Genomic DNA, 25,901 nt, shown 5'->3' with positions numbered 1-25,901 from the left:
TTGCGCGTCCATAGATGATCGGGATTTGCGGGCCGCTGCCGGTTGGACAGCGGCCGCTTCGTCAGTGCTGGCCGAGATAAAGCTCTGCTGCCTTCGGATCGTCGAGCAGGCTTTGGGCGGGGCCAGCGAGCGCGACCTTGCCGCCGTCGAGGATGCAGCCATTGTCGGAGATCGCGAGCGACTGGCGCGCGCGCTGCTCGACGACCAGAACCGAGACGCCGAGCTCGGGCAGGCGTTTGATCAGAGCGAAGGCCTCGGCCACCTTGGCGGGGGCAAGGGCCGCCGTCGGCTCGTCGAGGATCATCAGGCGCGGGCGCGTCATCAGGGCGCGGGCGAAGGCGAGCTGCTGGCGTTCGCCGCCGGAGAGCGAGCCGGCGCGCGCACGCTTGCGTTCGCCGAGCAGAGGGAACGCTTCGAAGAGCTCGCGGATGCGCTGTGCCTGATCGCGCACGCCGACGACGACCTGCAGGTTCTCCAGAATGCTCATCGAGCCGAAGACGTTGGCGACCTGCGGGACATAGCCGATGCCGGCCGCGATACGATCCTCGGTCGCGAGCGGCAGCAGGTCGCGCCCCTCGAACCGGATGCCGCCGGAGACGCGCGGCAGCAGGCCGACGATCGCCTTCGCCAGCGTCGACTTGCCGGCGCCGTTGGTGCCGGCGACCGTCAGGATCTCGCCCTTCTGCAGCGACAGCGAAATGCCGTTGAGGATGTCGACCTCGCCGTAGCCGCCGCGGACGTCCTTGATTTCCAGCAGCGTCACGACACGCCTCCGAGATAGGCTTCGCGCACGACGGGATCCTCGAGTACAGCGGCGGGCGCGCCCTCGGCCAGAACCTTGCCGCGATCCATGACGGCGAGCCGCGGCACGAGCCGGGTCAGCGCCTGCAGATCGTGCTCGATGATGACGAAGCCGATGCCACGCGCGTTCAGCTCCTCGATCCGCTCCATGATCTCGCCGATCAGCACCGGATTGACGCCGGCGAAGGGCTCGTCGAGGAGGATGAGCTTCGGCTCGACCATCAGGGCGCGGCCGAGTTCGAGCAGCTTCTTCTGGCCGCCGGAGAGCTTGCCCGATGGCACGTCGGCGACCTTGCCGAGCTTGAGGAAGGCAATGGTGCGCTCGACGGTCTCGGCGATCGCCGCTTCTTCCTTGCGGACCTGGCCGGGGCGAAAGAACAGGCCGAGCAGGCTCTCGCCGGTCTGATCGGGGGCGGAGGCCATCAGGTTCTCGCGCACCGTCAGATGCGAGAACTCGCGCGGAACCTGGAAGGTCCTGACCATGCCGGCGCGGGCGCGCTGCGGCGGGGAGAGTGCGTCGATGGGCTCGCCGTTCAGCAGGATCTCGCCGGCGTCGGCCGGGACGAAGCCGGAGATGACCGAGAACAGTGTCGACTTGCCCGCGCCGTTCGGGCCGATGATCCCGAACAGGGCATCGGTCTCGATGGTGAGGCGCACGCCGTCGAGGGCCTGAAAGCCGCCGAAGGACTTGGTGATGTTGCGGATTTCGAGGCTCATCGCTTGGTGTAATCCCCCATGAGCCCCTGCGGCCGATAGATAATGAACAGGATCAGCAGCAGGCCGACGAGGCCGATGCGGACCGAGGCCATGTCAACCTCGGAGATGCCCGGCACGACGTCGCGGATGAAGCGGGAGCCTTCGAGGAAGGCCATCAGGATTACCGAGCCGATCACCGCGCCGGATACGCGACCGACGCCGCCCATGATGATCGCCATCCAGACATAGAAGGTGACGAGCGGGATGTACTGCTCGGGCACGATGTAGGTGATGTAGTGGGCGTAGAAGGCGCCGGCGATGCCGGCGAGCGCCGCGCCGACCACGAGCACCTGGATCTTGAAGCGCGGCGGGTCCTTGCCCAGCGCCTGCACCGCTTCCTCGTTGTCGCGGATCGCCTCGATGATGCGGCCGAAGGGCGAGCGCGCGATGCGGCGGATCATCCAGGCGGCGACCACGGTGACGGCCAGGATGGTGGCGAAGGTGGCGAGCTGCCCGGCAGCGCCGCCGAGGCCGGAATAGAGCCGCGGAATGCCGGGAATACCCTGCACGCCATTGGTCAGCCAGCGCTCGCTGGTCAGGACGATCCTCACGACCTCCGAGAATCCCAGCGTGACGACGGCGAAGTAATCGTCGCGCAGGCGCAGCGAGACCAGGCCGATCGGCCACGCCGCCACTGCCGCGAACAGGGCCGCGCCCGCGAAGCCGACGATGAACGGCGCGCCGTTCATGACGAGCAGCGCGCTGGCATAGGCGCCGATCGCGAAGAAGCCGACATGGCCGAAATTGATCAGGCCGGTGAGCCCGTATTGCAGCGTCAGCCCGAGGCTGAGCAGGACGTAGATCAGCGCGATGATGCCGATCGCGACGAGATAGGCTTCCATCAGCGCACTCCTTCGACGCGACCGAACAATCCGCGCGGCCTGACCAGCAGGACGGCGAGCATGATCAGGAAGGCGATGGCGATCTTGTAGGTGAAGCCGACGAAGGGGGTCGAAACCTCCTGCATCGCGCCGAGGATGAGCCCGGCGACGACCGCGCCGACCGGCGAGCCGATGCCGCCGAGGATCGCCGCGGTGAAAGCAGGCAGCAGCATTTCCCAACCGAATTCCGGGGTCACGATCGTCTTCATGCCGAGCATCATCCCGGCGATGCCGGCGACGGCGCCGGCAAGCAGCCAGAGCGCGATCATGACGCGGCCCGGCCGGATGCCGGAGACGCGGGCGAGGTCGCGGTTGTCCGCTACGGCACGCATCTGCCGCCCGATCGCGGTGAGGTAGAGCAGGCCGAAGACGGCGATCAGGGTGACGAGCGCGACCAGCGCCATCTGCAGGTCGAGCGGCAGTATGCGCAGTCCGCCGAAGACATAGGGGCGCGAGAGCGGCACCTGAAAGACCTGCTGGCCATGGCCGAAGGCGACGCCGAGCGCCGCCCGCAGCACGAAGGCGACGCCGATCGAGGCGACGAGGAGCGCGACGACCGAGCGGTTGGCGAGCTTCCGGAACACGCTCCAATAGGCGAGGAGCAGGACGATTCCGGTCGCGCCGGCCGCACCGAGCCCGGCCACGATGAAGGAGCCGCTGGCCTTGTGGGCCGCCAGCGCCGCATAGGCGCCGAGCGTCATGGAGTCACCGGTCGCAGCGTTGGGAAAGCGTGCGATCCCGAAGACGAGGGTGATCGAGAGCGCCGCCAGGCCGATGACGAGGCCCTGGAATAACCCGTTTATGAAAAGCTGAGCATAGAACATGGAGCAACCTGGTCGGGCATCGCCGCGGCCGGAGCCTGCGGCCCCTGCAGGCGATGGCCTGCAGGGGCGATGCGTCAGATGTTGACGACGTAGCGCCGGTTGAGCTTGCCGCCTTCGATGAAGAAGACGCCGAAGGACGGGGAGACATCGCCGTACTGGTCGAAATCCAGGACGGAGGAGGCGCCCTCGTAGTTGATCTTGCCCTTCTTCAGCGCTTCCTTGCCCTCGGCGTAGCCGTAGACCTTCGTCCCGTCTGGGTTGCAGACCTCGCGGATCTTGGCATTGATCGCCGCCGTCTCGGTGGAGCCGGCGGCCTCGATCGCCAGGGCGAGCGCATGGACCATGTCCCAGGTCATGGCGCTGAAGATGTTCGACTGGCCGGACTGGCCGGTCGCCTTCTGATAGGCTTCTTCATAGGCCTTGAAGGACGGCGCCGTCTCGTTGGAGACCGAGTCGACGGAGATCACGCCCTCGACGACCTCGGGGCCGGTCGCCTTCACCAGATCGGGGTTGGCGGCCCAGCCGGGGATGATCCACTTGACCGGCTGCCCGGTCTGGAACCATTCGCGCATGATGATCGTGGTATCGGAGAGGTAGGAGCCGGTCACGATCACGTCGGGATTGGCAGCCAACACCTTCTGCAGCTCGGAACGGTACGAGGCCTGGTTCGGCTCGTAGACGACGTTCTCGACGACCTTGTTGCCCTTCGCCTCCCAGGCCTTGCGGAAGCCCTCGGTATTGCCGATGCCGGAGGCGTTGTTGAAGGCCATGGTGGCCGGGCGCTTGAAGCCCTCCTTCACGCAGATCTCGGCGAAGGCCCTGCCGAAACGATCATTGGTGGCCTGGAAGCGATAGGCCAGGCCCTTGGCGTTGGCGGGAGGCACGGACAGGGCCGGTGCGCCGGAGGTATTCATCATGATGATGTTGGCGTCATTGGTCAGCGGCAGCACCGCCAGCGAGACGCCGGACGACCATGTCCCCAACAGCGCCTGGATCTTGTTGACGTCGATCAGCTTCTTGGCGGCGAGCACGCCGGCCTGCGGGCTGGTCTGCGTGTCCTCCGCGACGACCTCGATCTTGCGGCCGGCCGCGCCGCCAGCGGCGTTGACGATCTCGGCCGCGGCGATGATCATCTTCTGCATGCCGGAGCCGTAAGGCGCGCCGGCGCCGGTGACCGGGCAGAGCGCGCCGATGCGGAAGACGCCCTGCGACTGTGCGCGCAGGACGGAAGGCGCTGCGATCAGCGCCGAAGCGGCACCCAGCGTGCCGATGAACTGACGACGGTTGGTGGTCATGGCCTGTTCCCTTTTTGGTTAGTTCAGTTCGTTCTTGATGAAGTCGCCGTTCTTCATGATGACCGGCATGTTGCGCCCCTGTCCCGTCAGGAGCGAGAGGTCGGCCAGCGGATCGCCGTCGACCACGATGAAGTCTGCATAGGCGTCGGGCTTGATGGTGCCGATCTTGCCGGTCATGCCGATCAGCTCGGCCGCATTGACGGTTGCCGAGCGGATGACCTCGATGGCGGGCAGCACGCGTCCGCGGATGACGAACTCCTCCGACTGGTGGCGGTGCATGGCGCCGAGCAGGTCCGTGCCGTAGGCCATCGTCACGCCGGCCTCGCGCATGATCTCGAGCGATTCCAGGCCACGCAGGCGGACGTCGTCGATCTTGGCGACGGAGGAGGGGGGCAGGCCGTAGGAGGCGCCTTCGTTGTTCAGCGCCTCATAGGTGACGAGCGTCGGGCAAGCGATCGCGCCGCGCTCATGCATGAGGCGCGCGGTCGCGGCCTGGACGAGGTTGGCGTGCTCGATCGAACGGACGCCGAGCTTCACGGCGCGCGCGATGCCCTCGTCGGTATAGAGGTGCGCGGCGACATAGGTCTGCGCGTTGTGGGCTTCCTCGACGATCGCGGCGATCTCGGCATCGCTGAAGCCGAGGAAGGCGATCGGATCGGTCGGCGAGGCGATGCCGCCATTGGCCATGATCTTCACGAACTGCGCGCCCTGGCGGATCTCGTCGCGCGCAGCCGCGCGGCAGGCGTCGATGCCGTCGCAGATGCGGCCGAGCGAGCCGAGCTGATGGGTCTGGTAGTCGGGCCTGCGGTTGTCGTAGCGGCCGCGGAAATCGGCGTGTCCGCCGGTCTGCGACAGGGCCTTGCCGCAGATGACGAGGCGCGGGCCGACATAGAGGCCCTGCTCCTGCGCCTCGACGAGGGCATAGGTCGCGCCGCCAACGTCGCGGACCGTGGTGAAGCCGCGATGCAGCATCTCGCCCATCAGCTTCACGGCCTGCAAGGCGACGAGCGCATCCGGGAGGAGCGCGTTCTGGCCGAAATTCGCGGAATTGGCGATCACATGGACGTGGCAGTCGATCAGGCCGGGCATCAAGGTCCGGCCCTTGAGATCGATGCGCCGCGCGCCGCCGTCGGCGATGGGACGGTCCGAGACCTCGCGGATCAGCCCGCCTTCGACACGCACGAAGCGGTCATGCTCGCCTTCCGGGCTGGACCCGTCGAGCAGCCTTGCATTCTCGAAGATGATCGCCTGTGTCACTGGAGTCTGCCTTGCTATGTCAGAACGGAAATGGCGCCTTCGCTTGCGCGGCTGCTCTGCGAGTGCTCGGCCAGGACCGTCTTCCAGAAGCCGAGAAGGCGCGCGTAATAGGCGGGGTCGTCGCGCAGGATGGTCTGCAGGCTCATGCCGCGCATCAGGCAGAGCGTGGCGTTGAAGGCGGCCTCGACCTCAGGCTTCTGCAGGCCGGTTCCGTCGAAGAAATCCTGCCAGGTGCCGTCGAGCGCCGCATGGAATTCGCGCGTCACCGAAACCAGCTGTTCGCGCAGGTAGGGATTGTGGCGCGCGGCCGTCACATGCTCGAGCGTGACCAGGAACAGCTTGCCGGAGAACAATTCCCACATCCGATCGACGAATTCGGAGAGGGACAGGCTTCCGGCTTTGACGAGTTCGGCGACCTCGCGGATCTCGTCGATCCAGCTCCGGAGCAGATGGCTCACGGACTGGACGATCAGATCGTCCTTGCCGGAAAAATGGTGGTTCAGCGCGCCACGGGTGACGCCTGCGCGGGTCGCAATATCTGCTGTCGTCGCAAGCGCGTAGCCGCGTTCGACCAGGAGGTCGAGCGTCGCCTCGACGAGCCGCGCCCGCGTTTCCGTCGAGCGTTCCTCCTGAGTCCGGCGCTGCTTCTCGGCTGATGGCGGCATCCGGGGACCTTAGTCGGCGTGAAACAAACAGACAAGCATGCATGTTTCTTTTTTCTGTTGTTGCGCACAATGATATCCCCAGCACACAAAGAGACCGAAACGGACGGAGCGACGGCGATGCGGATCAAGATCGGCCATGAGGAATTCGAAGTGCGCATCGACGGCAGCGATACGGCGCCTGCGCTGTTGCTCTCGAATTCGCTCAGCTCGGACATGTCGATGTGGGACGACCAGATTCCGCTCTGGTCGAAGCGCTTCCGCGTGATCCGCTACGATCAGCGGGGCCATGGCCGCAGCATCGTTTCGCCGGCTCCCTACACGATGCAGCAACTGGGGCGGGACGCGCTCGACGTGCTCGATGCACTCGGCGTCGCACGCGCACATTTTTGCGGGCTCTCGATGGGTGGCATGGTCGGCATGTGGCTGCTGACCCATGCGCCGGACCGAATCGAGCGGGCGGTCCTGGCCAATACCGCCGCCTATATGGGGCCGGCCGATCTCTGGAGCGGCCGCGTCGCGGCAGCCGAAAGTGGCGGCATGGAAGCGCTCGTCGAGGCGACGATCGCGCGCTGGTTCCCGGAATCCTTCCGCGCTGCGGCACCCGAGACCATGGCGCGGATGCGGGCCATGATTCTGGGGACGCCTGTCATCGGCTATCAAGGGTCGTGCATGGCGATCCGCGACATGGACCAGCGGGAGTCGATCAAGTCGATCCGGAATCCGGTTCTCGTGATCGTCGGATCGAAGGACCCGGCCACGACACCGGCCGATGGCGAGGCTATCCGAGTGGCGATACCCGGCGCCCGCAAGTGCCTGCTGGACGCCGCCCATATCTCGAATATCGAGCAGGCCGAGCAATTCGGCGCCGAGGTCGATGCATTTCTCGGATGATGGGAACGGAAGGTCGTCGCGTCTTGGTCGCGGACATGGGAGAACTGTGACGTGCCAGCTCGTTCGAGAGGCTCGTCACGGGATGTGCGCGATCGTATGTGAAAGCTGTCGATGACACCTGGCCGGAGCGGCCAGGATCGTTTCTGATCGCACCGCTGCAAACGGACATGGCCGACCGATGACGCTCGCCCTGATCAAGCGCCTGCTCGAGCCTGCCACAATCACCGTGATTGCCGGCGCTGCCGAACCGGATGAGCTGGCAAGGCAAATCCAGGCGGGCGCTTATCGGGGCAAGCTGGTCGTGCTCTCCGGGGAGGACGACCTGCCGTCCATGCCGCCTTCCGATCTCGTCATCGCCTCCAGCGCGGCTGCGGAACGGGCGCTGGCCGCGGCAGGGGAGCGCGGCTGCGCCGGTCTGCTGGTGCCGGACGGGGACGCCGCCGATCGCGACCGGCTGTGCGCGGCCGCCCGTGCCGCGGGGGTGAGATTGGTCGGGCCGTCGTCCCTCGGGATCGCGGCTCCCCGCCTAGGCCTCAATGCGACCGCAGTGCCTACGCATCTTTCCGCCGGCACGCTGGCGCTGGCCGCGCAGTCCAACTCGGTGGCCGCCGGCATCCTGTCCTGGGCGGGGCGTCGCGAGATCGGCCTGTCAGGAGCCGTGGTCGTAGGCGAGGGGGCGGATGTCGATATCGCCGATTGCCTCGATCATTTTGCCGCCGATCCGCACACACGCACCATTCTGCTGGCTATCGACGAGGTCACGGATGCCGCGCGTTTCCTGTCCTCGGCACGCGCTGCCGCGCGGATCAAGCCGGTGCTGGTTCTGAAGCCACCGCGCCCCGATGGCACCTCCTCGGCCTTGACCCACGCCGGGCTGATCGTGACCAGCGATGCCGCGCATGACGCAGCCTTTCATCGCGCCGGGCTGCTGCGCGTGAACGATCTCGACGAACTCTTCGCCGCCGCGGAGACGCTCGGCCGGGCCCGGTCGGCCGATGCCGGCCGGCTTGCCATCGTCAGCAACGGGGAGGGGCTCGCCGCGTTGGCCGCTGGCAGGTTGCGGCAGGCGGCAGGCTCCCAGCCGCCGCGCCGGGAGCCTGAGATCGTCCGTAGCCCGCAGGACTATTACGAAGCCGTCTCGCGCTTGCTGGCGGAGGAAACGGTCGACGCGGTGCTGGCGCTCAACGCGCCGGTCGCGCCAGCCGATCCGCTGGATTGCGCCCGGGCGGTCGTTCGTGCCCGCCGGGACGCGCGGGCCAAGCCCGTGCTCGCTGCCTGGATCGGAGCGGGAGAGAGCGCAGCGGCGATCTTCGCCGCCGCCGGGATTCCCTCTTTCGCCACGGAGCAAGAGGCGGTCGTAGGGTTCCAGCACCTCACCCGTCATGCCCGGCTGATCAAGGAGCTGATGGCGACGCCGCCATCGGTCGATGACGACGACCCGCCCGACGTCGCCGCCGCCGAGACAATCATCGAGCGGGCGCTCGGAGAAGCGCGCAACTGGCTCGAGCCGGATGAGGTGACGCGTTTGCTCGCCTTGTTCCGGATCCCGACGCTCGATCTCGTCATCGCCCCCGATGCCGAGGCGGCGGTTGCGGCAGCCAGGGCGCAGTTCGAGGCAGGACGAACTGTCGCGCTCAAGATCGTCTCCCCCGACGTTCCGCATAAATCGGATGTCGGCGGCGTCGAACTCGACCTTGGCAACGAAGGCGCGGTGCGCGCGGCCGCGGAGCAGATGGCGGAGCGCCTTCGCCGGCAGCGGCCGCAGGCACGCTTGACCGGTTTCATGGTGCAGCCGATGGCGCACCGCGCCAAGGCACGGGAGCTGATCGCCGGATTCGCCACTGATCCCTGCTTCGGTCCCGTGATCGTTTTCGGCCGGGGTGGAACCGCGGCGGAGCTCATCGCCGATACGCATGTCGCGCTGCCACCGCTCGATCTCGCTTCGGCCGAGAGCCTGATCTCGCGAACCCGCGTCTCGCGTATCCTGGCGGCCTATCGCGATGTCCCGGCGGCCGACCGGCGCGCGATCGCCATGGTGCTGGTCGCATTGGGGAAGATGGCGTCCGAGCTGCCGCAGATCCGCGAACTCGATCTCAATCCGATCCTGGCCGATGCGAACGGCGCCGTCACGGTCGATGCCCGCATCGCGCTGGAACCCGACCCCACGCGCCGCCGGCGCCCGGCGATCCGCCCCTATCCGGCTGCGTGGACGAGGCGGCTGGAGCTGGGCGAGCGGAGCTTTTCGGTCCGCCCGATCAAGCCGGAAGACGAACTCCTGATCGGCGCGATGCTGAACAGGGTGACGCCGGAGGATTTGAGGCTGCGCTTCTTCGCGCCGCTCAAATCCTTCAGCCACAGCTTCCTCGCGCGCCTGACCCAGCTCGACTACGCGCGTGAGATGGCTTTCATCGCCACAGAGGACGGCAGCGGCGACGCTGCCGGAGCGGTCCGGCTCCATGCCGACCCCGGACATGTCGAGGCCGAATACGCGATCCTGCTGCGTTCGGACCTGAAAGGCATGGGGCTTGGCCGCGCATTGATGATGCTGATGATCGACTGGGCCAGGGCCGAGGGCATCCGCCGCGTGCATAGCCAGGTGCTGGCGGAGAACGGGCCGATGCTCGCTCTCTGTCACAGCCTCGGTTTCGAGATTGCGCTCGACCCCGATGATGTTTCGGTCAAGCGGGTCACGCTGCGGCTTGATGCGCCGCGCCATTCGGAGTCGGCGGGAAAGCCCTGAGTCCGGTTGAAAGGAATGAGCGGCCGCGTTCGCGGGCGCTCAAACAGGGAAGACGGCGGGAGCGCCGCTCCCTACCAGGGTCGGCGCGGTCCCGTGTCGATGTGGATCAGCCCGTTCCAGTAGACATGGTGCCCGCCGACCTCCGGCAGGCTGCGCACCCATTCCAGGACGACGCGCGGGCGCACGCCAGGGACGCGGAAGTCCATGGCCTGGCAGCCCTTGTGATAGGAGCCGCGCCGCGCGCGCCAGGGCGGCCGCCAGGTCGAAGTCACCTTCACCGCGCCATAGCGATCCACGATCTTGCCGAGGGTCTGCTTCAGCTGGTCGGGCAGGCAGGTGATCGAGGTGCCGGGATCGGTCGAGATTCCCGGCCGCTCGGGCTTCTCGTTCGGGTCGAAGTCGGGCTCGGCGCCGGCCTTCTGGCCCGGCGTCAGCTTCGGCCATTCCACGCCTTCATCGTCGTCCAGCTCGCCGGGGGCGGGCGGAGTACTTTCGGCGGGCGGGGTTACGGAGGCGGGAGTGCTCTCAGGTGTTTCGGGCCCCGGCGCTGCAGGAGGCGTGTCCTGAGCGGCGCTGCGGGGTGACGGCGCTGTCGTGGAAGCGGCCCGCGGCACGATGATGTCCGGCAGTTTCGGCGTGCCCTCCAGATCGAGATCGAACGGCCGCTGCGGCGGCAAGGGCGCGCGGACGCGCTCGCCCTCCTGGGCCATGGCCGATGTTGTGGAAAGCAGAAGGGCAAGCGCCGGGACGACCGCGGCGCGCAGGCAGGCGGGCTTCATCGCGCCGCGGGAACCATTGCCGGATTCGGCGCGAAGGCGGGCTGAAACGGCTTAGACATCGAAGGCCTTTCGGGCGTGGCAGGCTTGCCGGCCGGGAACGATTCGGCACGGTGAACGGATTTCTGCCCGTCCCTGCAGCTGAAAATACGCGTTTCCGACGGAATTCCGCCCAGAACGGCGGAGAGGGTGTGCGGACGCAGACGAATTCTGCCCCATCCTGCGCTGCATTCAACCCGCTCGCGCGATTGTGCGGCGCGGCGGAGTCTTGCTTCATTCTAATCGAGGGTCTAAGCGACTGGGACAGCGAGCCGCCCCGCGGCCGTCTGAAGTGAGTTCGACCATGCAAGCTCTTCCGGTGTCATCGATCCTGAGCGACTACCTGCCGCTGGTGCTGTTCATCGGTGTCTCGGCGGTCATCGGCCTGGCCCTGCTGATCGCCCCCTTCGCGATCGCCTATTCGAAGCCGGATGCGGAAAAGCTCTCGGCCTACGAATGCGGCTTCAACGCCTTCGACGACGCCCGCATGAAGTTCGATGTCCGGTTCTATCTGGTCGCGATTCTCTTCATCATCTTCGATCTCGAAGTCGCATTCCTGTTCCCCTGGGCCGTCGCCTTCGGCAGCCTCGGCTGGTATGGCTTCTGGTCGATGATGATCTTCCTCGGCGTGCTGACCGTGGGGTTCGTCTACGAGTGGCGCAAGGGCGCGCTGGAGTGGGACTGACTGTCGGATCGCGGGGCGGAGTTCCGCTTCCTATCTGGCAGGCAAAGGTTCACGAGGGTTAGGTTATGGCAATCACAGCGATCGATCGCGGCGACCCGCTCGTCGCGCAGGCACCGCGGGGGCTTCTCGGCCCGGACGGGAAGCCGGTCGGCACGCGTGATCCGTTCTTCGTCGAGATCAACAACGAGCTCGCCGACAAGGGCTTCCTCGTCACCGCCACCGACGATCTGATCAACTGGGCCCGCACGGGCTCGCTGATGTGGATGACGTTCGGCCTGGCCTGCTGCGCGGTCGAGATGATGCAGCTCTCGATGCCGCGCTACGACGTCGAGCGCTTCGGCTTCGCGCCGCGCGCCTCACCGCGCCAGTCCGACGTGATGATCGTGGCGGGCACGCTGACCAACAAGATGGCCCCGGCGCTGCGCAAGGTCTACGACCAGATGCCGGAGCCGCGCTACGTCATCTCGATGGGTTCCTGCGCCAATGGCGGCGGCTACTACCACTACAGCTACTCGGTGGTGCGCGGCTGCGACCGCATCGTCCCGATCGACATCTATGTCCCGGGCTGCCCGCCGACGGCCGAGGCGCTGCTTTACGGCGTGCTGCTGCTGCAGAAGAAGATCCGCCGCACCGGCACGATCGAGCGCTGAGCGCTCCGTCGGTCGATGCTGCAGGCGATAGGGTGAGACGATGAGCGAAGCGCTCGTAAAACTCGGCGAAGAGATCAAGGCCGCGCTGCCCGGCGCGGTGACGGAGGCGGTCGTCGCCTTCGATGAGCTGACAGTTCATGCCGAGGCGGCTTCGATCGTCGAGGTGCTGCGGGTGCTCTACAGCGATCCGCGCTTCCGTTTCGTCAATTTCACCGATATCGCCGGCGCGGACTATCCGGGCCGCGAGAAGCGCTTCGACGTCGTCTATCATATGCTGGCGCCGCACCATAACCGGCGTATCCGTGTGAAGGTCCAGACCGACGAGGCGACGCCGGTTCCCTCCGTGATCGATGTCTTCCCCGCGGCGAACTGGTTCGAGCGCGAGGCCTACGACTTCTACGGCATCCTCTTCTCCGGCCATCCGGACCTGCGCCGCATCCTCACCGACTACGGCTTCGAGGGCTACCCGCTGCGCAAGGACTTCCCGCTGACCGGCTTCGTCGAGGTCCGCTACGACGACGAGCAGAAGCGCGTCGTCTACGAGCCGGTGAAGCTCAACCAGGAATTCCGCAACTTCGATTTCCTCTCGCCGTGGGAAGGCACGGACTACGTGCTGCCGGGTGACGAGAAGGCGAAGGGGGCGTGATGGCGGCTGCGGCGCAAAAACTGTCCGGCGGCTGCCTGTGCGGCGCGGTGCGGTTCAGCGCCGTGCCGACGAAGCACGAGATGGACGTCTGCCATTGCGGCATGTGCCGGCGCTGGAGCGGCGGGGTCTTCATGGCCGTGCCTTGCGGCGAGGTCACGATCGAGGACGAGAGCCAGCTCGGCAGCTATGTCTCCTCCGACTGGGGCATGCGCCAGTTCTGTCGCAATTGCGGTTCGAGCCTGTTCTGGCGGCTGCGCGAGGGCGGGGACCATGTTGCCGTGGCTTTCCAGAGCTTTGACGACACCAGCTCGTTCAAGTTCCTCGAAGAGATCTTCATCGATGAGAAGCCGGCGCTCTACGACTTCGCCGGCGAGCGCCCGCGGCTGACGGGCGCAGAAGTGATGGCGCGCTTCCAGGCGCAGCAGGAAGGCCGGCAATGACCGAGCACAACATCCGTAACTTCTCGATCAATTTCGGCCCGCAGCATCCGGCGGCGCACGGCGTGCTGCGCCTCGTGCTGGAGCTTGACGGCGAGGTGGTCGAGCGCGTCGATCCGCATATCGGCCTGCTGCACCGCGGCACCGAAAAGCTGATCGAGGCCAAGACCTATCTCCAGGCCGTGCCCTATTTCGACCGGCTCGACTATGTCGCTCCGATGAACCAGGAGCATGCCTTTGCGCTGGCGGTCGAGCGTCTCGTCGGCGTGACCGTGCCGCGCCGCGGCCAGCTCATCCGCGTGCTCTATTCCGAGATCGGCCGCATCCTCTCGCATCTGCTCAACGTCACCACGCAGGCGATGGACGTCGGCGCCCTCACGCCCCCGCTCTGGGGCTTCGAGGAACGCGAGAAGCTGATGATCTTCTACGAGCGGGCCTGCGGCGCGCGCATGCATGCGGCCTATGTCCGCCCCGGCGGCGTGCATCAGGACTTGCCGGTCTCGCTGATCCACGACATCGCCGAGTGGTGCGATCCGTTCCTCAAGGTCTGCGACGACCTCGAAGGGCTGCTCAGCGACAACCGCATCTTCAAGCAGCGCAACGTCGATATCGGCGTGGTCGACCTCGAGACCTGCTGGAAATGGGGCTTCTCGGGCGTGATGGTGCGCGGCTCCGGCGCGCCCTGGGACCTGCGCAAGTCGCAGCCCTACGAATGCTACGAGGAGATGGAATTCGACGTCCCCGTCGGCAAGAACGGTGACTGCTTCGACCGCTACCACATCCGCATGGAAGAGATGCGCCAGTCGGTGCGCATCATGAAGCAGTGCTGCGACAAGCTGCTGGCGGCCGATGGCGGCGGCCCGGTCTCCTCGCTCGACGGCAAGATGGTGCCGCCCAAGCGTGGCGAGATGAAGCGCTCGATGGAAGCGCTGATCCACCACTTCAAGCTCTACACCGAGGGCTACAAGGTGCCGGCCGGCGAGGTCTATGCCGCCGTCGAGGCGCCGAAGGGCGAGTTCGGCGTCTATCTGGTCTCGGACGGCACCAACAAGCCCTATCGCTGCAAGATCAAGGCCCCGGGCTTCGCCCATCTCCAGGCCATGGATTTCATGTGCCGCAAGCACATGCTCGCCGACGTCTCCGCGATTCTCGGTTCGCTGGACATCGTGTTTGGGGAGGTCGATCGGTGAGATTGGCCGCTGTCTTGATCGGTCTGGTCGGGTGCGCGATCGCCGCTTGCGGCGCGTCGGCGCAGGGCCGTCCGACCTATCAGCAGCTCGAGAAGGCCGGGTTTCGCTATGTTGCCAAGGATCAGCCAGGCTATGTGAGCTGGTGCTCTTGGATTTATGTCCGCCGTTGTACGGATCCGGTCTTCAGCTGCAGTTGCGGCGGCCAGGATCCGAATTATGGGCGTTGTGCGCCGGCTCTGCCGCGCGCTGCCGCCCACTATCGAAGCTATTGCCAGGGTTGAGAAAGCCGAATGTCCGTCCGTCGTCTCGCACCTGATCCTGTCCAACCGGCCTCCTTCGCCTTCACCCCGGCGAACGAGAACTGGATCGACCAGCAGATCGCCAAGTACCCGGCGGGCCGCCAGGCCTCGGCCGTCATCCCGCTGCTGTGGAAGGCGCAGGAGCAGGAGGGCTGGGTCTCGCGCGCCGTGATCGAGACCGTCGCCCGGCGCCTCGGCATGGCGCCGATGCGCGTGCTGGAGGTCGCGACCTTCTACACCATGTTCAACCTGCAGCCGGTGGGCGAGTATTTCGTCCAGCTCTGCGGCACGACGCCCTGCGCGCTGCGCGGCGCGGAAGCGCTGAAGAAGGTCTGCGAGGACGTCATCGGCCCGCAATCGACCGTCACCGCCGACGGGAAGTTGTCGTGGCTGGAAGTCGAGTGTCTCGGCGCCTGCTGCAATGCGCCGATGGCGCAGATCAACGTCGATTACTACGAGGATCTGACGCCGGCCAATTTCCGCCAGCTTCTCGACGACCTGCGCAACGGCCGGCCGACCCAGCCCGGCCCGCAGAACGGCCGCACCGGCTCCGAGCCCGAAGGCGGTCCGCAGACCCTGACCGACAAGGCCCTCTATGACGGCTCGATGATCGGCGCCGGCGACTGGCAGAAGCGCATCGCCGAGCAGCGCAAGGCCACGGCCGAAGCCGCAGCCGCCAAGGCTGCAGCCGAGGCGGAAGCGAAGAAGACTGCCGAAGCCGACGCCAAGAAGGCCGAAGCCACGCCGGCCGCCGTCGCCAGCAAGCCTGCAAGCGAGACCGCCGCCGCTGGCCGCCCAAAGCCTTCGGAGCCCGCCCAGCCGAGCAGCGCCGCCCAGGACACGCCGTCCGCCGACGGCAAGCCGAAGACGACCCGCTCGCGTGCCAAGACCGCCAAGAGCGGCGACAAGCCGGCGGAGTGAGGATCAGATCATGCTCGCAGATCGCGACCGCATCTTCACCAATCTCTACGGCCTGCATGACCGTACCCTGAAGGGTGCGATCCAGCGCGGCGCCTGGGATGGCACCAAATTCCTGCTGGAGCAGGGCCGGGACTGGATCATCGACGAGATGAAGAAGTCCGGCCTGCGCGGGCGCGGCGGTGCCGGCTTCCCGACCGGGCTGAAATGGTCGTTCATGCCGAAGCAGAGCGACGGGCGCCCGCATTACCTCGTCGTCAACGCCGACGAGTCGGAGCCCGGCACCTGCAAGGACCGCGAGATCATGCGCAACGACCCGCATACGCTGGTCGAGGGCTGCCTGATCGCCTCCTTCGCCATGGGCGCGCATGCGGCCTATATCTACATCCGCGGCGAATATGTCCGTGAGCGCGAAGCGCTGCAGCGCGCTGTCGACGAGGCCTATGAGGCCAAGCTCATCGGCAAGGACAACGTCCACGGCTATCCCTTTGATCTCTATGTTCATCACGGCGCCGGCGCCTATATCTGCGGCGAAGAGACGGCGCTGCTGGAGAGCCTCGAAGGCAAGAAGGGCATGCCGCGGCTGAAGCCGCCTTTCCCCGCCAATATGGGCCTCTACGGCTGCCCGACCACGGTGAACAACGTCGAGTCGATCGCGGTCGCTCCGACCATCCTGCGCCGCGGCGCGAGCTGGTTCTCCTCGATCGGCACCCCGAACAATGTCGGGACCAAGCTCTTCTGCGTCTCGGGCCATGTGAACAAGCCCTGCAACGTCGAAGAGGCGATGGGCATCCCCTTCCGCGAGCTGATCGACAAGCATTGCGGTGGCATTCGCGGCGGCTGGGACAATCTGAAGGCGGTCATCCCCGGCGGTTCCTCGGTGCGCATGGTGCCGGCCGAGCAGATCATCGACACGCCGATGGATTTCGACTCGCTCTCGAAGCTGCGCTCCGGCCTCGGCACGGCGGCGGTGATCGTGATGGACAAGTCGACCGACATCGTCCGCGCCATTGCCCGCATCAGCCATTTCTACAAGCATGAGAGCTGCGGCCAGTGCACGCCCTGCCGCGAAGGCACGGGGTGGATGTGGCGCGTCATGGAGCGCATGGCCGAAGGCCGCGCCCAGAAGCGCGAGATCGACATGCTGCTCGACGTCACCAAGCAGATCGAGGGCCACACCATCTGCGCGCTCGGCGACGCCGCGGCCTGGCCGATCCAGGGCCTGATCGCGCATTTCCGGCACGAGATCGAGCAGCGCATCGACGACTATGCCGCCAACCCGCACAGCGAGCCTGTGCGTCTGATGGCGGCGGAGTGAGACCATGACGAAACTCCTCATCGACGGCATCGAGGTCGACGTACCCGCCGAATACACGGTCCTCCAGGCCTGCGAGGCGGCGGGCGTCGAGGTGCCGCGCTTCTGCTTCCACGAGCGGCTCTCGATCGCCGGCAACTGCCGCATGTGCCTCGTCGAGGTGAAGGGTGGCCCGCCGAAGCCGCAGGCCTCCTGCGCCATCGGCGTGCGCGACCTGCGCCCTGGCCCGAACGGCGAGCCGCCGGTCGTCTCGACCAAGTCGCCGATGGTCAAGAAGGCGCGCGAAGGGGTGATGGAGTTCCTGCTCATCAACCACCCGCTCGACTGCCCGATCTGCGACCAGGGTGGCGAATGCGACCTGCAGGACCAGGCGATGGCCTATGGCGCGGACACGTCGCGCTATGCCGAGAACAAGCGCGCCGTCGAGGACAAGTATATCGGCCCGCTGGTCAAGACGACGATGACGCGCTGCATCCAGTGCACGCGCTGCGTCCGCTTCACCACCGAGGTCGCCGGTGCCTCCGACCTCGGCGCCATCGGCCGCGGCGAGGACATGGAGATCACGACCTATCTCGAGCACGCGATGAGCTCGGAGCTGCAGAGCAATATCGTCGATCTCTGCCCCGTCGGCGCGTTGACCTCGAAGCCCTACCAGAACAAGGCCCGCCCCTGGGAGCTCTCCAAGACCGAGAGCATCGACGTGATGGATGCGGTCGGCTCCGCGATCCGCGTCGACTCGCGCGGCAAGGAAGTCATGCGCATCCTGCCCCGCCTCAACGAGGCGGTGAACGAGGAGTGGATTTCCGACAAGACCCGGCACGTCGCCGACGGCCTCAAGACCCAGCGCCTCGACCGGCCTTATATCCGCGAGAACGGCCGGCTGCGCCCGGCGAGCTGGAACGAGGCCTTCGCCGCCATCGCCGCCAAGGTGAAGGCTGCCGCGCCTGAGAAGATCGGCGCCATCGCTGGCGATCTGGCCGCGGTCGAGGAGATGTTCGCGCTGAAGGCGCTGATCGCCTCGCTCGGATCAGCCAATCTCGACGCGCGCCAGGACGGCACGAAGCTGCATCCGAAGTTCGGCCGCGCCTCCTACCTCCTCAACGCCGGCATCGCCGGCATCGAGGACGCGACCTCGCTGCTGATCATCGGCTCGAACCCGCGCCGCGAGGCCCCGATCCTGAATGCCCGCATCCGCAAGCGCTGGCTGCGCGGTGACTTCAAGATCGGCGTCATCGGCGAGAAGGCCGACCTGACCTATTCCTACGACTATCTCGGCGCCGGCCCGGAGACGCTGGCCGATATCGTCAAGTCCGCCGCATCCGCCGGCGGCAAGCCGATGGTGCTGATCGGGCAGGGGGCTCTTGCCCGCGCCGACGGCGAGGCCGTGCTCTCGCTCGCCGCCAAGGCGGCGCAGTCGCTGGGCGCGATTGCCGAAGGCTGGAACGGCTTCGGCGTGATCCACACCGCCGCCGCCCGCGCCGGTGCGCTCGATCTCGGCTTCGTGCCGCAAGAAAACGCTCATGGATCGGGCGGTCTGGATGCCGCCGCCATGGTCCAGCCGGGTGCGCTCGACGTGCTCTTCCTGCTCGGTGCCGACGAGATCGAGGTGCCGGAAGGCGCTTTCGTCGTCTACCAGGGCACGCATGGCGACAAGGGCGCTCATCGCGCCGACGTCATCCTGCCGGGTGCGGCCTATACCGAGAAGTCCGGCACCTATGTGAACACCGAAGGCCGCGTGCAGATGGCGGATCGCGCTACCTTCCCGCCGGGCGATGCCCGCGAGGACTGGGCGATCCTGCGTGCGCTTTCGGGCCATCTCGGCAAGACGCTGCCCTTCGACTCCCTGTCCGGCCTGCGCAAGGCGCTCTACGGGGCGCACCCGCATTTCGCGGCGCTCGACGGTCTGCCCGTCAACGACGCAGCGGAGATCGGCAAGCTCGCCGGCCTTGGCGGCAAGACCGACAAGGCGGGCTTCGCCCCGGCCGTCAGTGACTTCTACCAGACCAACCCGATCGCGCGTGCCTCTGCCGTGATGGCGGAATGCTCGGCGCTGGCCTCGGGCCGGCACCAGCAGGCGGCGGAGTAACCGGCCATGAACTGGGACCTCGTCCTCGATATCGCGATCATCCTCGGCAAGAGCCTGCTGCTGCTGGTCTGCCTGCTGGTCTTCATCGCCTATATACTGCTCGCCGACCGCAAGGTCTGGGCGGCGGTGCAGCTGCGCCGTGGCCCGAACGTCGTCGGTCCCTGGGGGCTGTTCCAGAGCTTCGCGGACCTGATCAAGTTCGCGCTCAAGGAGCCGATCATCCCGGCCGGCGCCAACAAGGGCATCTTCCTGCTCGCGCCCTTCATCTCCTGCCTGCTGGCGCTCGGCGCCTGGGCGGTGATCCCGGTGGCGGAAGGCTGGGCGATCGCCGACATCAATGTCGGCGTGCTCTACATCCTCGCGATCTCCTCGCTCGGCGTCTACGGCATCATCATGGCCGGCTGGGCCTCGAACTCGAAGTACCCGTTCATGAGCGCGCTGCGCTCGGCGGCGCAGATGGTGTCCTACGAGGTCTCGATCGGCTTCGTCATCATCACCGTGCTGCTCTGCGTCGGTTCGCTCAACCTCTCGGCTATCGTCGAAGCCCAGCAGAACCGTGGCCTGGCCCATGCGCTCGGCGTGCCCTGGCTCAGCATCCTGAACTGGTACTTCCTGCCGCTCTTCCCGATGTTCGTGGTCTTCTTCATCTCGGCGCTGGCCGAGACGAACCGGCCGCCCTTCGACCTGGCCGAGGCGGAATCTGAGCTCGTGGCGGGCTTCATGGTCGAGTATTCCTCGACGCCGTACCTGCTGTTCATGCTCGGCGAATACGTGGCGATCATGACCATGTGCTCGCTGACGACGATCCTGTTCCTCGGCGGCTGGGCCCCGCCGGTCGCGCTGCCGCCCTTCACCTGGCTGCCCGGCGTGTTCTGGTTCGCGCTCAAGGTCTGCCTCGTGTTCTTCATGTTCGCGCTGGTGAAGGCCTTCGTGCCGCGCTACCGCTACGACCAGTTGATGCGTCTGGGCTGGAAGGTCTTCCTGCCGCTCTCGATCGCCAGCGTGGTGATCGTGGCGCTGGTGCTGCAGTTGACGGGCTGGGGTCCGGTCGGCGGGTGAGTTTGGCTGCGATCTCCGGAATTGCATTCGGTATGATCGCAGCACTGGTTCTGTACGGCTCGGCGTGCTGGTGGGCGCGGCGAAGCCGAATCTTCGATGCGCTTGACGTGGCGCTCGGAGGGGCGGTGGCCGCCGCGGTTGTCGGTGGCTTCGGCGGATACAAGGCTGTTCAGTGGCTTGGGCTGCTGGCGGCATGAACATGGCGGGTTTCCTCGGCGCCCTGATCGGCTTCGGGCTGGGCCTGCTGGAATACCGGCTGATCTCGGCCGTGGTGATCGGGGCGCTGAGGCGCACGGATCACTCGACGACAGAGGCCGAAAAGATGGATTATGAGCGCCGCATCCGCATCCTGCGGCGGGCGCTGATGGCAATGACGATCGGCTTCATGCCGATCCTGGGTTTCGTGATCGGCCGGACGCTGTTCGGCTGAGGATGGAAGGACGAAGGCGATGTCACTCGCGCAAGCCGCAAGGGGCCTGCTGCTGAAGGAGTTCGTCGGGGCGATCGGCCTGTCGATGCGCTACTTCTTCAAGCCGAAGGCGACGTTGAACTACCCGTTCGAGAAGGGCCAGCTCTCGCCGCGCTTCCGCGGCGAGCACGCGCTGCGCCGCTATCCGAACGGCGAGGAGCGCTGCATCGCCTGCAAGCTCTGCGAGGCGATCTGCCCGGCGCAGGCCATCACCATCGAGGCCGGTCCGCGCCGCAACGACGGCACGCGCCGCACCACCCGTTACGACATCGACATGACGAAGTGCATCTATTGCGGCTTCTGCCAGGAAGCCTGCCCGGTCGATGCCATCGTCGAGGGGCCGAATTTCGAGTTCGCGACCGAAACGCGCGAGGAGCTGTTCTACGACAAGGACAAGCTGCTCGCGAACGGCGCGCGCTGGGAACGCGAGATCGCGCGCAATATTGCGATGGATGCGCCGTATCGATGATGAACTGGCCGTCATGCTCGGGCTTGCCCCGAGCATCTCTTGCAGGAGATTCTCGGGTCAGAGCTTCGCTTCGCCCGAGATTGACGCCCTTGGAATGAGACCAGACCCGCCGCCCGGTTGTCGCGTCCGGCGGGCCTGATTATAGACGCTCCAAATTGCACCGGGATCCCGAGTCCCGGAGCACGAACCAAACGAGGACCGCGCCGAAAAGGGGCGGGAAGGGCTGGCCGAGATGAATGCCGCAGCGGCTTTCTTCTATCTTTTCGCAGGGGTGACCGTGGCATCCGCCTTCATGGTGGTGACCTCACGCAATCCCGTGCATTCGGTGCTGTTCCTGATCCTGGCCTTCGTCAATGCGGCCGGGCTGTTCATGCTGCTGGGTGCCGAGTTCCTCGCGATGCTGCTGGTCGTCGTCTATGTCGGCGCGGTCGCGGTGCTCTTCCTCTTCGTGGTGATGATGCTCGACGTCGATTTCGCCGAGTTCCGCCAGGGCTTCCTGAATTATCTGCCAGTCGGTGCGCTGATCGGCTTCATCTTCGCCGTCGAGCTGCTGCTGGTCGTCGGCGCCTGGGTCATCGACCCGCAGATCGTCAAGGCGCCGGTCGCCGCGATCCCTGCCGGCGTCACCAACACCGAGGCGCTCGGCCGCGTGCTCTACACCCAGTACGTCTACTACTTCCAGGCGGCGGGGCTCGTGCTGCTGGTCGCCATGATCGGTGCGATCGTGCTGACGCTGCGCGAGCGTCACGGCATCAAGCGCCAGCACGTCCCGACCCAGAACGCCCGGACCAAGGACGCGGCCATGGAGGTCAAGCAGGTGCCCTCGCGCGCCGGCGTTCCCGAGGAGATGGCGTGATGACGATCGGACTGGGCCACTATCTCGCCGTCAGCGCCATCCTGTTCACGCTCGGCGTGCTCGGCATCTTCATCAACCGCAAGAACGTCATCGTCATCCTGATGTCGGTCGAGCTCATCCTGCTCTCGGTCAATCTGAACTTCGTCGCCTTCTCGAGCTTCCTGAACGACATCGTCGGACAGGTCTTCGCGCTGCTCGTGCTCACGGTGGCGGCGGCTGAGGCCGCGATCGGCCTCGCCATTCTCGTCGTCTACTTCCGCAACCGCGGCACGATCGCGGTGGAAGACATCAACATGATGAAAGGCTGAGCGCTGTCCGGCGCCTGGACCTCACGGCCATGTATCACCTGATCGTCTTCCTCCCCCTGATCGGCTTCCTGATCGCCGGCCTCTTCGGCCGGCTGATCGGCGCGCGCGGCTCCGAGATCGTCACGACCTCGCTGCTCATCGTCTCGGCAATCCTGTCCTGGGTCGCCTTCGTCCAGGTCGGCTTCGGTTCCGCCACGACGCGGATCCAGGTCGCGAGCTGGATCTCCTCCGGCAGCCTCCAGGTCGACTGGGCCTTCCGCGTGGACACGCTGACCGTGGTGATGCTGGTCGTCGTCAACACGGTGTCCTCGCTCGTGCACCTGTATTCGATCGGCTACATGCACGAGGATCCGCACCGTCCGCGCTTCTTCGCCTATCTCTCGCTGTTCACCTTCGCGATGCTGATGCTGGTGACGGCGGATAATCTCGTCCAGATGTTCTTCGGCTGGGAGGGCGTCGGTCTCGCCTCCTATCTGCTGATCGGCTTCTGGTACCAGAAGCCTTCGGCCAATGCCGCGGCGATGAAGGCCTTCATCGTCAACCGCGTCGGCGACTTCGGCTTCTCGCTCGGCATGTTCCTGGTCTTCGTGCTGTTCGGCTCGGTCGCCTTCGACGCGATCTTCCCGCGCGCCGGCGAGTTCGTGAACCAGGGCTTCCGCTTCCTCGGCTATGACTGGAACGCGCTGACCCTGACCTGCCTGCTGCTGTTCGTCGGCGCGATGGGCAAGTCGGCCCAGTTCCTGCTCCACACCTGGCTGCCTGACGCGATGGAAGGCCCGACCCCGGTCTCGGCCCTCATCCATGCCGCGACCATGGTTACTGCCGGTGTCTTCATGGTGGCGCGCCTGTCGCCGCTCTTCGAGTATGCTCCCGTCGCGCTCACCGTCGTCGTCGTCATCGGCGCCACCACGGCCTTCTTCGCCGCGACGGTCGGCCTCGTGCAGAACGACATCAAGCGCGTCATCGCGTATTCGACCTGCTCGCAGCTTGGCTACATGTTCGTCGCGCTCGGCGTCGGCAATTACGGCGCCGGAATCTTCCACCTCTTCACCCACGCCTTCTTCAAGGCCTTGCTCTTCTTGGGCGCCGGCTCGGTCATCCACGCGATGCACCACGAGCAGGACATGCGCCGCATGGGCGGCCTGCGTAAGCACATCCCGCTGACCGCGGCGGCGATGACGATCGGCACCCTGGCGCTGACCGGCGTCGGTATCCCCGGGACGGTTTTCGGCTTCGCCGGCTTCTTCTCGAAGGATGCGATCATCGAGAGCGCCTATGCCTCGGTCGAGCATGGTGGCTTCGCCAGCTCCTATGCCTTCATCCTGCTGGTCGTCGCCGCCTGCATGACGTCCTTCTATTCCTGGCGGCTCTACTTCATGACCTTCGAGGGCGCGCCGCGCTGGGGCCACGGCCATGACTCGCATGGTCACGACGACCATGCCCATGCCGCGCACGGTCACGATGAGCACGCGCATGACGATCACGGCCACGGCCATGATCACACGCCGCATGAGAGCCCCTGGGTGATGCTGCTGCCGCTCGCCCTGCTTTCGGTCGGCGCGATCTTCGCGGGCGTCGCCTTCAAGGAGTACTTCGTCGGTCACGACTTCGAGCATTTCTGGAAGTCGGCGCTGTTCATGGGCAAGGACAACCACATCCTGCACACCATGCACGAGGTGCCCAAGTGGGTCGTGGCATCACCGTTCGTGGCGATGCTGACCGGCTTCGTGCTCGCCTACTGGATGTATGTCCGCCGCCCGGACATTCCGGGCAAGCTCGCCGCTGCGAACCCGGCGCTGTACCAGTTCCTGCTCAACAAGTGGTACTTCGACGAGCTCTACGACTTCCTGTTCGTGCGCCCGGCGAAATGGCTCGGCCGCTTCCTCTGGAAGAAGGGCGATGGCCTGGTCATCGACGGCCTCGGACCGGACGGCATCTCGGCCCGCGTGGTCGATGTGACCAACCGGGTGGTCCGGCTGCAGACCGGCTATCTCTATCACTATGCCTTCGCGATGCTGATCGGCGTCGCTGGGCTGGTGACCTGGTATCTTGTGACCCGCGGGTGAGATGATGTCCTTCGGTTTCGGTATCCTCACCGGTCTTCTGGTCCTGCCGCTGGTCGGCGCTGCCTTCATCCTGGCGCAGCGTGGCGATCAGGCCTCGGTCGACTCCAACGCTCGCTGGGCGGCGCTGATCACGACGGTGCTGACCTTCGTGCTCGCCTGCGTCGCCTGGAGCCGCTTCGACACGGCCAACCCCGGCTTCCAGATGGTCGAGACCCATGGCTGGGTCTCTGATGCCATCAAGTTCAAGCTCGGCGTCGACGGCTTTTCCTTCCCCTTCATCGTGCTGACGGCGTTCCTGATGCCGTTCTGCATCCTCGCCTCCTGGACCTCGGTTGAGAAGCGGGTGGCAGAGTACATGGTCGCCTTCCTGATCCTGGAGACGCTGATGATCGGCGTCTTCGCGGCGCTCGACCTCGTGCTGTTCTACCTGTTCTTCGAAGCCGGCCTGATCCCGATGTTCCTGATCATCGGCATCTGGGGTGGCAAGCGGCGCGTCTACGCCTCCTACAAGTTCTTCCTCTACACCCTGCTCGGCTCGGTGCTGATGCTGCTGGCGGTGATGGCGATGTACTGGAACGCCGGTACGACCGACATTCCGGCGCTGCTCGCCCACAAGTTCCCGGCCGGCATGCAGACATGGCTGTGGCTCGCCTTCTTCGCCTCCTTCGCGGTGAAGATGCCGATGTGGCCGGTCCATACCTGGCTGCCCGACGCGCACGTCGAGGCGCCGACGGCCGGTTCCGTCATCCTGGCGGCGATCCTGCTGAAGATGGGCGGCTACGGCTTCATCCGCTTCTCGATCCCGATGTTCCCGGAGGCGTCGCATTATTTCGCGCCGCTGGTCTTCGCGCTCTCCGTCATCGCCATCGTCTACACCTCGCTGGTGGCGCTGATGCAGGAGGATATCAAGAAGCTGATCGCCTACTCCTCGGTGGCGCATATGGGCTTCGTCACCATGGGCCTCTTCACCCTGACGCCGCAGGGCATCCAGGGCGCGATGTTCCAGATGATGAGCCACGGCCTCGTCTCGGGCGCGCTCTTCCTCTGCGTCGGCGTGATCTACGACCGCATGCACACCCGCGAGATCGCCGCCTATGGCGGGCTGGTGAACCGCATGCCGCTCTATGCGGTGGTGTTCATGGTCTTCACCATGGCCAATGTCGGCCTGCCGGGCACCGCCGGTTTCGTCGGCGAGTTCCTGACGCTGGTCGGCGCCTTCCGCGCCAATCCCTGGGTTGCCTTCTTCGCGACCTCCGGCGTCATTCTCTCGGCCGCCTATGCGCTCTGGCTCTACCGCCGGGTCGTCTTCGGCGAGCTCGTCAAGCCGGAGCTCAAGGACATCAAGGACCTGAACGGCCGCGAGATCGCGATACTGGTCCCGCTCGTCCTGCTGACGATCTGGTACGGCGTGCAGCCGCACACGATCCTCGACGCCTTCGCGGCGCCGACCGAAGCGCTCATCAAGAACTATCAGGCTGCGCTCACTGTCGCGAAGACGGCAGTGGCGGCCGTGCAGTAAGGTC

At 66.2% G+C, this 25,901-nt stretch carries 26 protein-coding genes; 18 read left to right on the top strand and 8 right to left on the bottom strand.

The window, feature by feature from the left end:
• Positions 1-61: 61 nt before the first annotated feature.
• From AC1DIN_RS13765 to AC1DIN_RS13735, 7 genes are all read right to left on the bottom strand, one after another.
• Positions 62-763 (bottom strand): ABC transporter ATP-binding protein, encoded by a 702-nt coding sequence (locus tag AC1DIN_RS13765; RefSeq protein WP_441470636.1) that lies wholly within the window; start codon positions 761-763, stop codon positions 62-64.
• Positions 760-1,518, bottom strand: coding sequence for an ABC transporter ATP-binding protein (locus AC1DIN_RS13760; protein ID WP_476765107.1), 759 nt, complete (start codon positions 1,516-1,518; stop codon positions 760-762). The genes AC1DIN_RS13765 and AC1DIN_RS13760 overlap by 4 nt, the downstream gene beginning before the upstream one ends.
• Positions 1,515-2,399, bottom strand: a complete 885-nt coding sequence (locus AC1DIN_RS13755) for a branched-chain amino acid ABC transporter permease (RefSeq protein ID WP_476810203.1) — start codon at positions 2,397-2,399, stop codon at positions 1,515-1,517. Before AC1DIN_RS13755 ends, AC1DIN_RS13760 begins: the two co-directional genes overlap by 4 nt.
• Positions 2,399-3,262 carry a branched-chain amino acid ABC transporter permease gene (locus AC1DIN_RS13750; protein WP_441470633.1) on the bottom strand — a complete coding sequence of 288 codons (864 nt, stop codon included), beginning with the start codon at positions 3,260-3,262 and terminating at the stop codon, positions 2,399-2,401. Before AC1DIN_RS13750 ends, AC1DIN_RS13755 begins: the two co-directional genes overlap by 1 nt.
• A 74-nt stretch (positions 3,263-3,336) precedes the next feature.
• A complete protein-coding gene (locus AC1DIN_RS13745; protein WP_441470632.1) occupies positions 3,337-4,557 on the bottom strand; it encodes an ABC transporter substrate-binding protein in 1,221 nt (406 codons plus the stop codon).
• 18 nt (positions 4,558-4,575) lie between these two features.
• Positions 4,576-5,814, bottom strand: coding sequence for a metal-dependent hydrolase family protein (locus AC1DIN_RS13740; RefSeq protein ID WP_476810202.1), 1,239 nt, complete (start codon positions 5,812-5,814; stop codon positions 4,576-4,578).
• 14 nt (positions 5,815-5,828) lie between these two features.
• Positions 5,829-6,479, bottom strand: coding sequence for a TetR/AcrR family transcriptional regulator (locus tag AC1DIN_RS13735; RefSeq protein ID WP_441470630.1), 651 nt, complete (start codon positions 6,477-6,479; stop codon positions 5,829-5,831).
• A 117-nt stretch (positions 6,480-6,596) separates the two neighbouring features.
• On the opposite strand from AC1DIN_RS13735, the gene pcaD reads away from it, so the two are divergent.
• Complete coding sequence (gene pcaD / locus AC1DIN_RS13730) at positions 6,597-7,370, top strand: 3-oxoadipate enol-lactonase (protein ID WP_476810201.1); 774 nt, start codon at positions 6,597-6,599, stop codon at positions 7,368-7,370.
• 178 nt (positions 7,371-7,548) lie between these two features.
• Entirely contained in the window at positions 7,549-10,110 is a 2,562-nt protein-coding gene (locus tag AC1DIN_RS13725; RefSeq protein WP_476810200.1) for a bifunctional acetate--CoA ligase family protein/GNAT family N-acetyltransferase, read from the top strand.
• 71 nt (positions 10,111-10,181) lie between these two features.
• Here the strand turns inward: AC1DIN_RS13725 and AC1DIN_RS13720 are convergent, their stop codons facing one another.
• Positions 10,182-10,889, bottom strand: a complete 708-nt coding sequence (locus tag AC1DIN_RS13720) for a YcbK family protein (RefSeq protein WP_476810199.1) — start codon at positions 10,887-10,889, stop codon at positions 10,182-10,184.
• Positions 10,890-11,229: 340 nt separating this feature from the next.
• On the opposite strand from AC1DIN_RS13720, the gene AC1DIN_RS13715 reads away from it, so the two are divergent.
• The 16 genes from AC1DIN_RS13715 (at position 11,230) to AC1DIN_RS13640 (ending at position 25,897) form a co-directional block, all read left to right on the top strand.
• Entirely contained in the window at positions 11,230-11,610 is a 381-nt protein-coding gene (locus AC1DIN_RS13715) for an NADH-quinone oxidoreductase subunit A (protein WP_400510278.1), read from the top strand.
• Positions 11,611-11,675: 65 nt separating this feature from the next.
• Entirely contained in the window at positions 11,676-12,260 is a 585-nt protein-coding gene (locus AC1DIN_RS13710) for a NuoB/complex I 20 kDa subunit family protein (protein ID WP_441470626.1), read from the top strand.
• A 40-nt stretch (positions 12,261-12,300) separates the two neighbouring features.
• Entirely contained in the window at positions 12,301-12,906 is a 606-nt protein-coding gene (locus AC1DIN_RS13705; RefSeq protein ID WP_476810198.1) for an NADH-quinone oxidoreductase subunit C, read from the top strand.
• Complete coding sequence (locus AC1DIN_RS13700) at positions 12,906-13,346, top strand: GFA family protein (RefSeq protein WP_476810197.1); 441 nt, start codon at positions 12,906-12,908, stop codon at positions 13,344-13,346. The genes AC1DIN_RS13705 and AC1DIN_RS13700 overlap by 1 nt, the downstream gene beginning before the upstream one ends.
• On the top strand, positions 13,343-14,533 hold the full coding sequence (locus AC1DIN_RS13695; RefSeq protein ID WP_441470623.1) for an NADH-quinone oxidoreductase subunit D: 1,191 nt from the start codon (positions 13,343-13,345) through the stop codon (positions 14,531-14,533). The genes AC1DIN_RS13700 and AC1DIN_RS13695 overlap by 4 nt, the downstream gene beginning before the upstream one ends.
• 290 nt (positions 14,534-14,823) lie before the next feature.
• Complete coding sequence (nuoE, locus tag AC1DIN_RS13690) at positions 14,824-15,753, top strand: NADH-quinone oxidoreductase subunit NuoE (RefSeq protein ID WP_441470622.1); 930 nt, start codon at positions 14,824-14,826, stop codon at positions 15,751-15,753.
• Between the two features lie 10 nt (positions 15,754-15,763).
• Entirely contained in the window at positions 15,764-17,068 is a 1,305-nt protein-coding gene (gene nuoF / locus AC1DIN_RS13685; protein ID WP_441470621.1) for an NADH-quinone oxidoreductase subunit NuoF, read from the top strand.
• Positions 17,069-17,072: 4 nt separating this feature from the next.
• Positions 17,073-19,151 carry an NADH-quinone oxidoreductase subunit NuoG gene (gene nuoG / locus AC1DIN_RS13680; RefSeq protein WP_441470620.1) on the top strand — a complete coding sequence of 693 codons (2,079 nt, stop codon included), beginning with the start codon at positions 17,073-17,075 and terminating at the stop codon, positions 19,149-19,151.
• A 6-nt stretch (positions 19,152-19,157) separates the two neighbouring features.
• The gene (gene nuoH, locus AC1DIN_RS13675) at positions 19,158-20,210 is read left to right on the top strand and encodes an NADH-quinone oxidoreductase subunit NuoH (RefSeq protein WP_441470619.1); all 1,053 of its coding nucleotides are present in this window, start codon (positions 19,158-19,160) and stop codon (positions 20,208-20,210) included.
• A 32-nt stretch (positions 20,211-20,242) separates the two neighbouring features.
• Positions 20,243-20,407 (top strand): hypothetical protein, encoded by a 165-nt coding sequence (locus AC1DIN_RS13670; RefSeq protein ID WP_441470618.1) that lies wholly within the window; start codon positions 20,243-20,245, stop codon positions 20,405-20,407.
• Positions 20,408-20,409: 2 nt separating this feature from the next.
• Positions 20,410-20,640, top strand: coding sequence for a hypothetical protein (locus AC1DIN_RS13665; protein WP_441470617.1), 231 nt, complete (start codon positions 20,410-20,412; stop codon positions 20,638-20,640).
• 19 nt (positions 20,641-20,659) lie between these two features.
• Complete coding sequence (gene nuoI, locus AC1DIN_RS13660; protein WP_038367698.1) at positions 20,660-21,148, top strand: NADH-quinone oxidoreductase subunit NuoI; 489 nt, start codon at positions 20,660-20,662, stop codon at positions 21,146-21,148.
• 232 nt (positions 21,149-21,380) lie between these two features.
• The gene (locus AC1DIN_RS13655) at positions 21,381-22,004 is read left to right on the top strand and encodes an NADH-quinone oxidoreductase subunit J (protein WP_441470616.1); all 624 of its coding nucleotides are present in this window, start codon (positions 21,381-21,383) and stop codon (positions 22,002-22,004) included.
• Positions 22,004-22,312 carry an NADH-quinone oxidoreductase subunit NuoK gene (gene nuoK, locus AC1DIN_RS13650; RefSeq protein ID WP_061968159.1) on the top strand — a complete coding sequence of 103 codons (309 nt, stop codon included), beginning with the start codon at positions 22,004-22,006 and terminating at the stop codon, positions 22,310-22,312. Before AC1DIN_RS13655 ends, nuoK begins: the two co-directional genes overlap by 1 nt.
• 29 nt (positions 22,313-22,341) lie before the next feature.
• Entirely contained in the window at positions 22,342-24,378 is a 2,037-nt protein-coding gene (gene nuoL, locus AC1DIN_RS13645) for an NADH-quinone oxidoreductase subunit L (protein ID WP_476810196.1), read from the top strand.
• Positions 24,379-24,382: 4 nt separating this feature from the next.
• Positions 24,383-25,897, top strand: coding sequence for an NADH-quinone oxidoreductase subunit M (locus AC1DIN_RS13640; RefSeq protein ID WP_441470614.1), 1,515 nt, complete (start codon positions 24,383-24,385; stop codon positions 25,895-25,897).
• Positions 25,898-25,901 lie beyond the last annotated feature (4 nt).

It is taken from the genome of Allobosea sp. 05T438 (assembly GCF_056396025.1).
Note: the sequence above shows the minus strand (reverse complement) of the source record. Positions and strands in the feature narration are given on the sequence as shown.

Coding starts and splice junctions, on each gene's coding strand:
- AC1DIN_RS13760 (WP_476765107.1), bottom strand. CDS start 1,518: ATGAGCCTCGAAATCCGCAACATCACCAAGTCCTTCGGCGGCTTTCAG.
- AC1DIN_RS13755 (WP_476810203.1), bottom strand. CDS start 2,399: ATGGAAGCCTATCTCGTCGCGATCGGCATCATCGCGCTGATCTACGTC.
- AC1DIN_RS13750 (WP_441470633.1), bottom strand. CDS start 3,262: ATGTTCTATGCTCAGCTTTTCATAAACGGGTTATTCCAGGGCCTCGTC.
- AC1DIN_RS13745 (WP_441470632.1), bottom strand. CDS start 4,557: ATGACCACCAACCGTCGTCAGTTCATCGGCACGCTGGGTGCCGCTTCG.
- AC1DIN_RS13735 (WP_441470630.1), bottom strand. CDS start 6,479: ATGCCGCCATCAGCCGAGAAGCAGCGCCGGACTCAGGAGGAACGCTCG.
- pcaD (WP_476810201.1), top strand. CDS start 6,597: ATGCGGATCAAGATCGGCCATGAGGAATTCGAAGTGCGCATCGACGGC.
- AC1DIN_RS13725 (WP_476810200.1), top strand. CDS start 7,549: ATGACGCTCGCCCTGATCAAGCGCCTGCTCGAGCCTGCCACAATCACC.
- AC1DIN_RS13720 (WP_476810199.1), bottom strand. CDS start 10,889: ATGAAGCCCGCCTGCCTGCGCGCCGCGGTCGTCCCGGCGCTTGCCCTT.
- AC1DIN_RS13715 (WP_400510278.1), top strand. CDS start 11,230: ATGCAAGCTCTTCCGGTGTCATCGATCCTGAGCGACTACCTGCCGCTG.
- AC1DIN_RS13710 (WP_441470626.1), top strand. CDS start 11,676: ATGGCAATCACAGCGATCGATCGCGGCGACCCGCTCGTCGCGCAGGCA.
- AC1DIN_RS13705 (WP_476810198.1), top strand. CDS start 12,301: ATGAGCGAAGCGCTCGTAAAACTCGGCGAAGAGATCAAGGCCGCGCTG.
- AC1DIN_RS13700 (WP_476810197.1), top strand. CDS start 12,906: ATGGCGGCTGCGGCGCAAAAACTGTCCGGCGGCTGCCTGTGCGGCGCG.
- AC1DIN_RS13695 (WP_441470623.1), top strand. CDS start 13,343: ATGACCGAGCACAACATCCGTAACTTCTCGATCAATTTCGGCCCGCAG.
- nuoE (WP_441470622.1), top strand. CDS start 14,824: ATGTCCGTCCGTCGTCTCGCACCTGATCCTGTCCAACCGGCCTCCTTC.
- nuoF (WP_441470621.1), top strand. CDS start 15,764: ATGCTCGCAGATCGCGACCGCATCTTCACCAATCTCTACGGCCTGCAT.
- nuoG (WP_441470620.1), top strand. CDS start 17,073: ATGACGAAACTCCTCATCGACGGCATCGAGGTCGACGTACCCGCCGAA.
- nuoH (WP_441470619.1), top strand. CDS start 19,158: ATGAACTGGGACCTCGTCCTCGATATCGCGATCATCCTCGGCAAGAGC.
- AC1DIN_RS13670 (WP_441470618.1), top strand. CDS start 20,243: ATGATCGCAGCACTGGTTCTGTACGGCTCGGCGTGCTGGTGGGCGCGG.
- AC1DIN_RS13665 (WP_441470617.1), top strand. CDS start 20,410: ATGGCGGGTTTCCTCGGCGCCCTGATCGGCTTCGGGCTGGGCCTGCTG.
- nuoI (WP_038367698.1), top strand. CDS start 20,660: ATGTCACTCGCGCAAGCCGCAAGGGGCCTGCTGCTGAAGGAGTTCGTC.
- AC1DIN_RS13655 (WP_441470616.1), top strand. CDS start 21,381: ATGAATGCCGCAGCGGCTTTCTTCTATCTTTTCGCAGGGGTGACCGTG.
- nuoK (WP_061968159.1), top strand. CDS start 22,004: ATGACGATCGGACTGGGCCACTATCTCGCCGTCAGCGCCATCCTGTTC.
- nuoL (WP_476810196.1), top strand. CDS start 22,342: ATGTATCACCTGATCGTCTTCCTCCCCCTGATCGGCTTCCTGATCGCC.
- AC1DIN_RS13640 (WP_441470614.1), top strand. CDS start 24,383: ATGTCCTTCGGTTTCGGTATCCTCACCGGTCTTCTGGTCCTGCCGCTG.